A 13,255-nucleotide genomic window follows, 5' to 3' on the forward strand; every position below is an offset into this window, starting at 1 on the left:
AAATTATATTCTAACATTTATTTTGGAAATGTAAAATGGTATTCTTTTGTTTAAGGACATTTTAGAAGGAAAGTCTCCTTTTGAAGTCGTTAATATTTCAGCTTCGAAGAAGATGAACAGCTATGTAAGTGATGATTTAATGCAGAATTTATTAAAATAGCTATAGTTTCTTCATACTAATATAAAAATCACCCGCTAAAGTGCGGGTGATTTTTATATTAGTATGATGTTTTAAAACTTCCGCAGTCTGTACATTCTTGTGTTTTAGCAACACTTTCATGTTTTATAACTTCGATTTTGTTTAAAGTACAATAATCATCATCTTTACAATGAAATTTACACTCATCTACTGTACATCCTATGCTATCATTATGCTCCATATTAAAAGCACCTCCTTATAATTAATTACAAAACTATTATTAGCATAATTAAAATTAATTATGCTAATAAAATGTGTATACATAAATTTACATGTAAAATACAAAACTAAAAAAATATGTTATAATTAGTTTGTAATTTAATCAAAATAACGTTAACCAATCTTGGTTATTAATTTAATTCGGAGGAAAAATATGAAATACTTTTTAGTTGCTTTATTTGATGATGGATCTAATGCTACAATTCAAAATATCCAAAGAGATATTTGTAGAAAATATAAACTATATAAAAGTTCACCTAATCTTTATATATCAATATGTACTATAACGAACCCTGATTTAGAAAAATTAGATGTAGTTGTTTCTAAAATTATGGTTCCTTATAAAAAATTCAAAGTTAACATAAATAATAGTATTAGTTTAACTGAAAATCTTACCCAAGTTAATCTTAAAGTTGAAGATAAAGGATATATTTATCGTTTATCTAGAAGTATTACAGATACTTTAGATTTACATGGTTTTAACGTTAAGAGTGAGAATTATAATATCGATTTACGCATTCCGCTGGCTAATGCCAATCATATAATTAAAAAATCAAATAGCACAGGAACAATTACTATTGATACTAATTTAGATCAAGATGCTTTTTTTAAATTTGCAAAGGTTTGCCGGCTTGAATTATGGAAACAGGTTAGTAATAAAAAAGAAATGGTAGTTAAAACTTATGATTTAAGAGAGTACTAAAAACATAAGTTATATTTTATTTTGAGGGTGATAAAAATGATTTACTACTTGGTTGCTTTGTTTGACAGTGTTTCTTATAAATATGTAGAATTACTGCAAAAGACACTTTGTGAGAAGTATAACCTGTACAGATCTGAAACAGACTTACCCATGCTTCATATAACCCTGGAAATAATCACAAATCCCAACCTTTGTGATTTGGATATTTCTTTAAAAAATATTCTTACAAATTATACTAAGTTCCAAGTTGAATTAAATGGTGTAATATGTTTTGACTATCCATTTAAATCTGTAAACTTAAATATTAATAATAAAGGCACTATATATGAATTATCTAAACACATAAATTCTGTTTTAAATTCACAGGGCTTTAATGTTCGCGAACAAATTGAAAATTGGAATTTACATATTTCACTAGCTAATACAACCTTTGCTGATAGAGAATGGTCCCATAGTGAATATTTATCTGCTTGTAAATTAGCTAAGGATCAAGAATTCTTAAAAACTATTACGATCCACTCTGTAGAGCTTTGGAAGCCTATAAATAATAATAAAGAGATGGTGGTTAAAAAATACACCCTATAAAATATATAATTTAGAAAAAAGGCGGTTTAAAACATGAACTTACAGAGATTATTTCAAATGCAAGATACTTTAGATAAACGAATTGAGTCAGAGCATAACCTATGCGGAATACCATTGCTTAGAAAAAAAATACTATCCCTTCAAGTAGAACTAGGGGAACTAGCAAATGAAACACGTTGTTTTAAATTTTGGAGTACAAAAGCGCCTTCAAGCAATGATGTAATTCTTGAGGAGTATGTTGACTGTTTACATTTTATTTTAAGCATTGGACTAGAAAATAAATTTCAAGGTATTACTTTAAACACTAACCATATTACATGTGAATTGTCTGAGCAGTTTTTAAGCTTATATATAAATATTTCAGATTTTATAACTTGTTCTTCATTGGATAATTATTTAAATATTTTTCAGGATTTTTTAAGTTTAGGTGAAAATTTAGGTTTTTCTAAGGAAGACATTGAAAATGCATATTTACATAAAAACAACATCAATCACGAAAGACAGGATAATGGGTATTAAATTCTGTCTTTTTAAACTTCTATAGTTATATTCTTTTAATATTACAATACATTCTGGGCAAACTAACCTAGAGGAGTGTGATTGTAATTGGGATTAATATTTTCTGTCATTGCTGGTGTTTGCATGAGTCTTCAAGGTGTTTTTAATACAAGGTTAAGTGAAAAAATTGGGCTTTGGGAAACTAATGTTTTCGTTCAAGGCACTGCTTTAATTGTCACCTTAATAATACTCCTTGTAGCTGGTAATGGTAATTTTAAAGCTATAAAAGATGTAAATAAATTATATTTACTAGGCGGACTTCTAGGTGCTATAATTATTTTTTCTGTTATGCAAGGTATAACAAAGCTTGGCCCCACCTATTCTATTGCAACTATATTAGTTGCTCAACTTTTTGCAGCTGGTATAATTGATAGCTTTGGAATGTTTGGCGCAGAGCAAATAAAATTCACTCTATCTAAGTTTATAGGAATTGGCATAATGATTGTAGGTATAACAATATTTAAATGGAAAGGGTAAAAGCTCTTTCTATTTTTTATCTTACCTATTGAAATTAACTATAAATACCCCCATAATTATAAATGAATTGCAATAATATTAAATTTTAAATATAACTACTACATATTCAATATACAAGGAGGATACTTATGGATTTCAAACAGATTGAAGCCTTCATTAATGTAGCAAAGTTTAAAAGTTTCTCTAAAGCGGCTAGTACAATTTTTTTATCTCAACCTACAATAAGTTCTCATATAGCTAGCTTAGAAAGAGAATTAAATGTCCAACTTTTTGACAGAACATCTAAAGAAGTATATTTAACACCTGCGGGCCATTCTTTTTTAGACTATGCAATAAATATAATAAATATTCGAAATAATGCGGTTTCTAATCTTTCTAATTTTAATGCTACAATATCCGGAAAATTAAATTTATATGCTAGTACCACTCCCTGTAACTCATTGGTGCCCGAGCTTATAAAAAAATTTAGTAAGTCTTACCCTGATGTTCGTTTTAATATTACAGAAGAAAGTTCTGGGAATATAATTAAGGATATTTTAGATCTTCAATGTGAAATCGCTATAATTGGAACTGCAGTTAAAAATGAAAAAATAAAAAGTTACAAGCTCATGGAAGATGACCTTGTTCTAATCTCTAGCACTGAACTTAATATACCTGATGAAATAACTTTAAAGGATTTGCTTAAATATAAGTTTATAATTAGAGAGAAAAATTCAGCAACTAGGACTACTCTTGATACCGCTCTTGAATCAAAAGGTCTCAATCCTAATTTATTAAACGTATTTTGTGAAGTGAATACTTTGGACAACCTTCTTCAATTTGTAAAACTAGGAACGGGTGTATCAATCATTTCAGAAAAAATTTCTTTTGATTATATTGATAAGAGTAATATAAAGATAAGCAAAATTAAAGATTTACTTTTAAAAAGAAATCTATATTTAATTGTTAATTCAAAACGAACCTTAACTCCTATTGCTAATGCTTTCTTTAACATGTGTAGCGAGATGTTTTCGCTGATAGAATATGAAGGTTAAAAAGTATATATTACTAATTTTATTTAGTAATATATACTTTTTTTTATTAACATATTTTCATAATTTACATATACTATTATAATGTAACAATATCTTAGGAGGCATACATGTTTTCCCTTAAACATAAATTAGATCCTACCTTAAATCATGCTTTGCTCAGTAACCTATATGAAAACTATAGGGTAATAATATACTGCAAGTCCCTTGAAATTAAAACCATGGATAAAATTAAATCGTTAAAATGCGATATTCTACGTCATGTTCCCAGTGTAAACTGTATTTGTGCTATATTAACCCCCAGTGCTATAGACAGATTATTAGAATATCCACAAATAGTATATATAACTTTAGATTCTTATGCACATTTGTGTGGCAATAGCATACTCTCATCTAATGGTGTATCCTTTCAAACAAACTATGACTTAACTGGCAAGGGTATTGGCGTTGGAATAGTTGATAGTGGTGTGTATCCACATGGTGACTTATTGAATCCTAGCAATAGTATTAAAAAATTTGTGGATTTTGTTAATAATTTAAATTATCCTTATGATGACAATGGTCACGGCACCTTTATGAGCGGATTAATTTGTGGTAGTGGTTCTGGGTCAAAGGGTATGTACAAAGGTGTGGCAAAAAATAGCCACATATATATGATTAAGGCCTTTGATAAACTAGGAAAGGGATTTATATCTGATATTTTATTTTCATTAGAAACTCTAATTAATGAAAGTTGCGACTTCAATATTAAAATTATTTGCCTTCCCTTTGAAACTCTTGAGACTGATGAATTTGTACTTTCACTATTTTCAAAACTTTTTGACCTTGCAATATCAAAGGGCCTGGTAGTAATTGTTCCTAGTGGGAGTAACAAAAGCATTAAAAATTCAATACGAGGCATAGCAACCCTTAGTAATTGTATAACTGTAGGTGGGTATGATAGCACTTTCAGTCCAAAAATATATGAATACTCTTCCTGTGGCCCTTTTAAAAAACAAGATAAACCAAATTTGATTTCTGCCTGTGTTGATATTTGTTCCTTAATTTCAGACACAAAATTCATCTCTGAAAAGAATGGTGTGAAACTCTATCCTCCTCATATTACTAATTTATATACCACCTATACAGGAACTTCCTGCGGAGCTGCTTTTATAAGTGGTATATGCGCTCTCCTCTATGAAAACAATAAAAATTTATGTTTTAAAGATATATTGGCATTACTAAAGGTATCTTCAAATTTATTAAATTTCCCGAAATATATGCAAGGGTCAGGAATTATAAATTTAGAGAGACTATTACCTTAAAAGTCATATATTAATATATTTTAAACATTAGTTAATAATATATACAGTACAATTTATTAGGTGTATAATTAAGATATTCTTTAATATTGATAATTAATTAAAAACTATTATCAATACTCAAACAATATTATATACTATTATGAATTTACGTTTTCAAGGGCATAATTATTATTTTGTGCCCAAAGAAGCACGAGGAGGATTATTATGATAAGCGAGAAATTATTAAGTGAACTAAACAAACAAATAAACTTTGAGTTTTATTCTGCACACATTTATTTAGCTATGGCAGCTTATTGTGCATCAGAAGATTTTAATGGTTTTTCTAATTGGTTTAAAGTTCAAGCCGAAGAAGAAAAATTTCATGCTATGAAATTTTATAATTATGTAAATGATATGAATGGAAGAATAGTTTTAGAAGGGATGCCTAACCCTCAAAATGATTTTAAATCACTTCTTGAAGCTTTCCAAATATCATATAATCATGAAAAAATTGTAACTAGTAAAATTTACAATCTTACTGACATTGCTACAGAAGAAAGAGAACATGCTACTATAAGCTTACTTAAGTGGTTTATCGATGAGCAAGTTGAGGAAGAATCTAACTTTAGTGGCCTAATAAAGAGACTTGAAAGAATTAATGATGACCCTACAAGTCTTTATCTACTAGACACAGAACTTGCAGCAAGAGTTTTTGTTCCACCTGTTACTACTAGATAAAATTTATGAATCTATGAAATCATCATCTGAAATGTCGTTAAAGTAACATATTTTTTTTTAAGACACATACCATTATTGGTATGTGTCTTTATACTTATAGTAGCTCTCGTCTAAGCCAGTCCAAAAGTTGCATAGTTGCTCTTTCCCTTATTTTTTGCCTATCTCCTGATAATTTAAGCATCTTAGTCTTAACCTCACCATTTATACATAAACCCACATATACAAGCCCCACTGGCTTTTCGATACTTCCACCACCTGGGCCTGCAATGCCGGTTGTGGAAATTCCAATATTAGTGCCTGCAGTCTTTGCTATACCTTGTGCCATCGCGGATGCTACTTCACTACTTACTGCACCATGCTTATCCAATGTTTCTATGGAAACTCCCAATCTATTAATTTTTGCCTCATTACTATAAGTCACGACGCCATCCATAAACACAGAAGATATGCCCGGATAATTTATAAGCTTTGCGGCTACCATTCCTCCTGTGCAGGACTCAGCTGTAGCTATAGTTAACTTTTTATTTATAAGCATTTCTCCAAGTACATTCTCTAGGGTTATATCCCCTTCCCCATAAATGTTATTGCCTAGTCTGCTACGGATTGCATCTTCCATAGGCCCTATAAGTTTTATACCCTGCTCCTGCGTGTTTGCCTTTGCTGTAATTCTAAAAAGCATTTCTCCATCTTTAGCATAAGGTGCCACAGTTGGATTTGTTTGCTTATCTAATATATCTTCTATCATTTCCTCAGCTGAGCTCTCTCCCACACCTATAACACGAAGCACCTTTGAAACTAATACACCCTGCTGAAACTTTTCAAGATAAGGGACTACAGCCTCCTCAAACATAGGTTTCATTTCTCTAGGTGGTCCAGGTAAGAGTGCAACTACCTTCCCATTTTCCTCAATTATGCATCCTGGTGCTGTGCCATTATTATTTGGAAGTATAACTGCATCTACTGGGAAATATGCCTGTTTCACATTGCTTTTAGCCATTGGTTTATTCATTTCCTTAAAATATCCCTCAATAATTTTCATAGAAGCTTCATGAACTACGCTCTTCTTCCCGAAATACTCAAAGGCTACTTCCTTAGTTAAATCATCCTTTGTAGGTCCAAGTCCCCCAGTAGTTATAACTAAGTCAGCTCTACTAAAAGCTAGTCTATATGCTTCTAGTAGCCTCTCTGGGTTGTCTCCAACTACTGACTGATGGTAAACTGCTATGCCTAAATCTGCAAGTCTCTTGGCTATATATTGCGCATTTGTATTGACTATATCCCCCAGCAATATTTCCGTTCCTACTGCTAATATTTCTGCTTTCATAATTTCCTCCTTGTGCCACCCACATGGCAATTGTCACCTATATATTTGCATTTATCACTAATACCCTTTTTTCAGGTCTACTGTATTCACTAACTCTTCCCCCTGAGCATATTTTTCCATGTTTTTATAGATAAAATCAAACCTTCGGGCGTTTCTCATCTCTGAAACCCATGAATTATGGGAGGTTAATATAACGTTACTCAAATCCCATAATGGATTATTTTCTTTTAAAGGCTCTTCTTCATACACATCTAACGCTGCCCCTGCTAATTTTCCATTTTTTAAGTTTTTAATTAGGGAAACTTCATCTACAATACTACCTCTAGCTACATTTATGAAATAAGCTCCGGACTTCATTTCCATGAATTTCTCCTCATTAATTAAATGATGAGTAGCTTTTGTATAGGGCAACGTAACAACTACCACATCACATATCTTAAGCATTTGATTTAGCTCACTCATAGGATAACAGCTATTAAAATATTCACTATCCCTACCATTTGTATTCACACCTACTATATTTACCCCAAAACCCTGAAATCTTTTAGCTGCCTCAGTAGCTATAGTGCCTGTTCCTATAAAGCCTATAGTCTTTCCATATAACTCCATAATACTTGTATCCATCTTCCATTTCCTTTTGCTCTGGTTTTCATATAGCCCCTTACTATTCTTAAAAAGCTCTAGGGTTTTTAATACAATCCATTCCCCCATAGGTATACTGTAGCCACCTTTATTATTGGTAATTGTAATTGAAGTATTTTTAACATACTCTATTGGTAGCTGGTCAATCCCTATACTAGATAATTGAATCCATTTTAGCTTTTTCATTTTTTCTATATCTAGAGTTTTAAAAGGGTCATAACAAACTAAAACCTCTACCTCCTCCAAATCATCATTATAAATTAAACCTTCCTCTGGAATAACTTTTACATCATACCCAAAGGCTTTTATATCTTTGATTTTATCTCCGCCGTAGTTGTATGTGAAAAGTGTTTTAATAGCCATCAAAAACCCTCCCTTGTATTAAATCATAATCTTCCATGCTGAACTTGGCATTAAACCATTACTCTATAATATACTACAAATACCACCAGTTACCTTCTATATTTTATAAAGTTCATACAAATTTATCTAATTCTTTTTAAAAAAAGATGCCACTTGCCACATGAGTGGCAGCAGCATCTTTTTATATTATTTAAATACATTTACTAGACTAGTGAATATATCTTTGTTATCTTTAAGCTTATTTTCATTTCCAAGTACACAAAAACAGTTTTCTTTTATAATATCATCTAATAGTGATTTAAAAGACTTAATGTCCTCAGACTTTGTACTTAAAACTTCGTCTCTTTCCATTTGTCTTTGCTCCTCAGAAATACCTCTTATATAATATGCTGTAGCTCTTTCACCCTTCATAGAAGGTGTTAGTGGTGAATCAAGCTCACTGATTGTTCCTATAATATATTTGGTCATTTCTCTTTCAGAGGCCTCAAAACTTCCTATATAGTCACATATTCCATCATAAGCTTTTAATGTCTCCGAAACATTAGGGTCCCTATAAGAAACAAATACTATATTACCGCTTCTAGCTAAGTTTGCAAAACCACCATAGGCACCACCCTGAACGCGAACCCTATTCCATAAGTAGTCCAAACTTGCTATAGTTTTCAGCACTAGCATCTTACCTGAATAAGCGTAACCTTGTTTAATGAAGTTATAACCTTTAGCTACATACTGAACATCTGATGAAGATAATAAGCCTTCATTATTTTTATTAAGGTCAAAATCATATTTCGCATCTGGCAATTCTTCTTGTCCTAAGATGCTTATAATCTTAGGTAGCTCTGTAGCAAAAGCAGTATAAATATCCTCTTCTCCTGTAATACTTACTATAAGATTATTCTTATTAAATATAAGTTTTGATACCTTATTTAAATTTTCAATAATTTCATCTGCCTTATTATCAAAATTTCTTTCGATATCATTTATAAATTCATAAAAAGATACTCCTGTAGTTTTTTCTATATAAGCTGAAGCTGGTGAAAAGTAGGAAGTAAGTCTTCCAGCTGCTGCCATATGTCCTCTATCAAGGATTTTCATTTCCTGCCTTGATTTCAATTGTTGAATTAGCTCCTTCAAACGCTTCTTTTCATCAAATTTAGTAGTATTAATTATCTCTGCCATAATATCAAATAGTTTAGGAAGCTTTGGAACTAGTGCTTTACTCTTTACTACAAGCTTAGGACTATATTTTTCAAAATTTTCATTATCCCCGTACACTTCAGTTGTAAAATGAATCCCGCCTGTATGGATATTAATTTCATTAGATAAATCAGGATAATTAGTACTCTCCGTACTTACCCTTCCTAAAAGAGTTGATAGTAAGGTTACATAAGGTAATAACTCCCTATCTACTTTTTTAGCATCAAATAATATATTTATATAGGCAATTTTATTAGTAAATATATTATGAGATAATACCTTTACTCCATTTTCATCCTTTTCCTTTAGTGGTAAATGCTCTACTGTAGTTTCAATGTCTGAACGCTCAAGCAGTGGAATAGTTTCAAGCACTTCTACAGCATCCGGTGTCATTTGTCTTTCTTTAAGAGCTTTTGTCTCTTGCACTATTTTCTCTATTTCACTATCTGAAATACTAGCCTTATACCTGGCTAACTTTTCTTCTACTGCCTTGGACTTTTGTTCTGCTAGGCCCTTTTTACCATTTAAAATAACCATAGAACTATGGGTATTATTTATTAAGTACTTCTCTATAAGGTTTTCAAAATAATTAGTAGTTAATGCAGCTTTTATTTTACTTAAATAACTTTCATACTCTAAATGCATAGTTGGATCTTTATCATAAAGCCAACTATCCATACTAGTTATATAATAGAATAATCCTTTTGGGAAACCTCCTAAATCAGCTTCTCGCAATTTAAATTCTGTGATATTTATACAAGCCTCTATTAGCTTTTTGTCTATTCCATCTTTAACTAAATTCTTTAATGTTGTATACACGATTTCCTTAAATTCTTCTTTTTTAGCTTCACTCGAGTTCTTTACTACTATACTGAACACTGGCTGCAATATGCTATTATCAAAGCTTCCAAATACATCTTTGCCAAGGTCTGCTTCAACAAGGGCTCTCTTTAGTGGTGCTGCAGCACTTTCTAGTAATAAATACTCTAAAATTTCAAATGCTAAATGAAGTTCAGGCTGGCTAATATTATCCCCTGAAACAAAGTTCATACTTAAGAAGCTTTTGTCTTCTTCATCATCCTCTGAGGAAATAGGATAATCTATTTTAAGTTCACTCATACTGCTAAATGGTTTTTGAAGTTGTATCGCTGAGTCCACAGAAATTCTATCAAAATCATTTAGATATTTTTCACTAATGAATTGTAGCTCTTTATCAATATTTCCATCCCCATATAGGAATATATAACTATTTGAAGGATGATAATATTTCTTATGAAACTCTATAAATTCCTCTTGAGTTAAGTCTGGTATAAATTCTGGGTCTCCTCCGGACTCTACGCCGTAAGAAGTGTCTGGGAATAAAGATTCTTGAATCTTACGCATAAGACAACCTTCAGGTGAGGAAAACGCGCCCTTCATCTCATTATAAACTACACCTTTATAAGATAATTTATCTTCCTTGTTTTCTAATTCATAATGCCAACCTTCTTGCATTAATATTTCAGGTTGTGAGTATAAATTAGGATAAAAAACTGCATCTAAATAAACATCCATAAGATTAAAAAAATCTTTTTCATTTTTACTAGCTAGAGGGTATATTGTTTTATCTGAAAAAGTCATAGCATTTAAAAATGTATTTAAAGACCCCTTTATGAGTTCCACAAAAGGCTCCTTTGTAGGAAATTTTCTAGAGCCACAAAGCACTGAATGCTCTAATATATGTGGAAGTCCATTACTGCTTTTAGGTGGCGTCCTAAATCCTATAGAAAACACCTTGTTATCATCATCATTTTCTAAATGCAATAATCTAGCTCCACTTTTCTCATGTTCAAATAGTCTTGTAACTGAATTTAACTCTTCTATATTTTTCTCCTGGATTAACTTAAAGCCATGATATGTGCTGCCAATTGTAAATTTCATTTTTTTCCTCCTCATACTTTCTTGCAAAACTCGAAAACCTATTTTATGTTTTAGCTCTTGCAAACTTGCCACTTGAGTGGCACCAGACTTTTAATATATTCATTATACACCACTTTATTCCACACTGCTAACAACATAAATGCTTTTATACATCTATGTTCCCTCATTTTTATTTTGTCTATACCATAGTTGAAAAACAAAATCATTTATTTTTTTGATTTAAAATTCTATAATTCCCTTTAAAGGCCTAAAAGGGGCTGTCTCAAAATAGAAAGTGATTTCTACAGCGAGATGGCTCTTTTTTTCTTTTCCAAATACAAAAGTGGACTCCAAGGAGTCCACTTTTGGTGTATAATTTAAATATGATAAATAAAGAAATTACACAAAAGAATTATACCAATAATTGCGAGGTTTATCAATTAGTTTTTCCTATTGAAACAGGAATTTTGATACCCGAGGATGATTCAGTGAGACTGCTAAGCCAAATATTGGAGGAATTATATTATAAAAATTTAAATGAGGCGTACTCTTCACAAGGAAGAAAACCGGCAGTTGAACCGAAGATTCTATTTAAAATATTAGTTTATGCTTATATGAATGACATTTATTCAAGTAGAAAAATAGAAAAAGCTTGTAAGCGAGACATCAACTTCATGTGGCTTTTACAAGGTCGAAAGGCCCCTGATCATAATACAATAGCTAGGTTTAGAAGCAAAAGACTTGTTGGTGTTGTAGATGATTTATTTAATCAATTAGTTGAAAAGTTAAAAACCTACGGTGAGGTTGAATTTAAGAATATATTTATTGATGGAACAAAAATTGAAGCCAATGCTAATAAGTATACTTTCGTATGGAAAAAATCTACGGATAAATTTCAAGCGAAGCTTCAAGAAAAAATAAAGGAAATTATTGAAAAAATAAATTTTGAATTTAAAACAGAATATATAATTTCAGAGCCGGAGGCTAAAATAGAATATCTTCAAGAGATTTTAAAATTTTTAAATAAAAATAGAGAACATGAGAATATAGAATTTGTGCATGGACAAGGCAAAAGAAAAACTAAAATACAGAAGTTTATAGAAAATCTTTCAGAGTTTATAGAAAAGCAAAAAAAATATGATGATTATACCAAAACTTTTGATGGGAGAAATAGTTTTTCAAAAACTGATAAAGATTCAACCTTTATGCATATGAAAGAAGATCATATGAGAAATTCGCAACTAAAACCAGGATATAACATGCAAATAGGAGTGGAAGGTGAATATATTGTTGGGATAGATATTTCTAGTGAAAGATCTGATCAACTTACTTTTATTCCGTTTTTAAAAAAATTAAGAGAAACATTATCACAAATATTTGATAGTGTAATAGCTGACGCTGGATATGAGAGTGAAGAAAATTATATGTATTTAGAATCCACTGGACAAAACACATTTATAAAACCTCAAACTTATGAAAGCATGAAAAAGAGAAGCTTTAAAAATAATATAAGCAAGCGAGAAAACATGAATTATGATGAAGTAAATGATGAATATACTTGCCATAACAATAAAAAATTAAAGGTTCTTTATAACACGATAAGAAAGTCAAAGTCTGGATATAAAGCTAGTGTAACAGTTTATGAATGTGAGGATTGTGATTCATGCCAGTATAAACCAAAATGTACAAAAGCAAAAGGTAACAAAAGACTAAGTGTATCTAAAAAATTTATACAAAAAAGATTAAAGTCATTAGAAAATATAACAAGTTTAGAAGGAATAATGTTAAGAACTAATAGGTCAATTCAAGTTGAAGGAGCATTTGGAGTTTTGAAAGAAGATCATGGGTTTAGAAGATTTTTAACTAAAGGAAAAATCAATGTTAAAACTGAATTTACCCTTTTATGCTTTGGATATAACATAAATAAATTTCATAACAAAATCCAAAATGATAGATGTGGAATTTTATTGCATGAAATAAAATCAGCTTAAAGTTCAAAATAAAAAACAACATTTTAAAATTAGGAGATTTAAAAAT

The 13,255-nt window shown here is 30.6% G+C and carries 12 protein-coding genes; 8 read left to right on the top strand and 4 right to left on the bottom strand.

Annotated elements, in window-relative coordinates:
* Positions 1 to 218: 218 nt before the first annotated feature.
* The gene (locus G9F70_RS23925; protein WP_164945129.1) at positions 219 to 380 is read right to left on the bottom strand and encodes a DUF1540 domain-containing protein; all 162 of its coding nucleotides are present in this window, start codon (positions 378 to 380) and stop codon (positions 219 to 221) included.
* A 192-nt stretch (positions 381 to 572) separates the two neighbouring features.
* Here G9F70_RS23925 and G9F70_RS23930 point away from each other — a divergent pair, with 192 nt between their 5' ends.
* From G9F70_RS23930 to G9F70_RS23960, 7 genes are all read left to right on the top strand, one after another.
* The gene (locus G9F70_RS23930; RefSeq protein WP_164945130.1) at positions 573 to 1,121 is read left to right on the top strand and encodes a hypothetical protein; all 549 of its coding nucleotides are present in this window, start codon (positions 573 to 575) and stop codon (positions 1,119 to 1,121) included.
* 36 nt (positions 1,122 to 1,157) lie between these two features.
* Positions 1,158 to 1,706 carry a 2'-5' RNA ligase family protein gene (locus tag G9F70_RS23935; protein ID WP_164945131.1) on the top strand — a complete coding sequence of 183 codons (549 nt, stop codon included), beginning with the start codon at positions 1,158 to 1,160 and terminating at the stop codon, positions 1,704 to 1,706.
* 33 nt (positions 1,707 to 1,739) lie between these two features.
* Positions 1,740 to 2,225 carry a dUTP diphosphatase gene (locus G9F70_RS23940; RefSeq protein WP_164945132.1) on the top strand — a complete coding sequence of 162 codons (486 nt, stop codon included), beginning with the start codon at positions 1,740 to 1,742 and terminating at the stop codon, positions 2,223 to 2,225.
* A gap of 123 nt (positions 2,226 to 2,348) precedes the next feature.
* The gene (locus G9F70_RS23945) at positions 2,349 to 2,741 is read left to right on the top strand and encodes a DMT family transporter (RefSeq protein WP_164945140.1); all 393 of its coding nucleotides are present in this window, start codon (positions 2,349 to 2,351) and stop codon (positions 2,739 to 2,741) included.
* Between the two features lie 128 nt (positions 2,742 to 2,869).
* Positions 2,870 to 3,775: a selenium metabolism-associated LysR family transcriptional regulator gene (locus G9F70_RS23950; RefSeq protein WP_164945133.1), complete on the top strand. Its 906-nt coding sequence runs from the start codon at positions 2,870 to 2,872 to the stop codon at positions 3,773 to 3,775.
* Between the two features lie 107 nt (positions 3,776 to 3,882).
* A complete protein-coding gene (locus tag G9F70_RS23955; protein ID WP_164945134.1) occupies positions 3,883 to 5,076 on the top strand; it encodes a S8 family serine peptidase in 1,194 nt (397 codons plus the stop codon).
* Positions 5,077 to 5,280: 204 nt separating this feature from the next.
* On the top strand, positions 5,281 to 5,793 hold the full coding sequence (locus G9F70_RS23960) for a ferritin (RefSeq protein WP_124998632.1): 513 nt from the start codon (positions 5,281 to 5,283) through the stop codon (positions 5,791 to 5,793).
* 94 nt (positions 5,794 to 5,887) lie between these two features.
* Here G9F70_RS23960 and G9F70_RS23965 read toward each other — a convergent pair whose 3' ends face one another.
* The 3 genes from G9F70_RS23965 to G9F70_RS23975 form a co-directional block, all read right to left on the bottom strand.
* Positions 5,888 to 7,117 (bottom strand): competence/damage-inducible protein A, encoded by a 1,230-nt coding sequence (locus G9F70_RS23965; RefSeq protein ID WP_164945135.1) that lies wholly within the window; start codon positions 7,115 to 7,117, stop codon positions 5,888 to 5,890.
* A 57-nt stretch (positions 7,118 to 7,174) separates the two neighbouring features.
* Entirely contained in the window at positions 7,175 to 8,122 is a 948-nt protein-coding gene (locus tag G9F70_RS23970) for a phosphoglycerate dehydrogenase (RefSeq protein ID WP_164945136.1), read from the bottom strand.
* Positions 8,123 to 8,308: 186 nt separating this feature from the next.
* Positions 8,309 to 11,239, bottom strand: a complete 2,931-nt coding sequence (locus tag G9F70_RS23975) for an insulinase family protein (protein ID WP_164945137.1) — start codon at positions 11,237 to 11,239, stop codon at positions 8,309 to 8,311.
* 362 nt (positions 11,240 to 11,601) lie between these two features.
* Here G9F70_RS23975 and G9F70_RS23980 point away from each other — a divergent pair, with 362 nt between their 5' ends.
* Positions 11,602 to 13,209, top strand: a complete 1,608-nt coding sequence (locus tag G9F70_RS23980; RefSeq protein WP_224617775.1) for an IS1182 family transposase — start codon at positions 11,602 to 11,604, stop codon at positions 13,207 to 13,209.
* Positions 13,210 to 13,255: the final 46 nt, after the last annotated feature.

The organism is Clostridium sp. FP1, from assembly GCF_011065975.2.
Lineage (GTDB): Bacteria > Bacillota > Clostridia > Clostridiales > Clostridiaceae > Clostridium_AD > Clostridium_AD tagluense.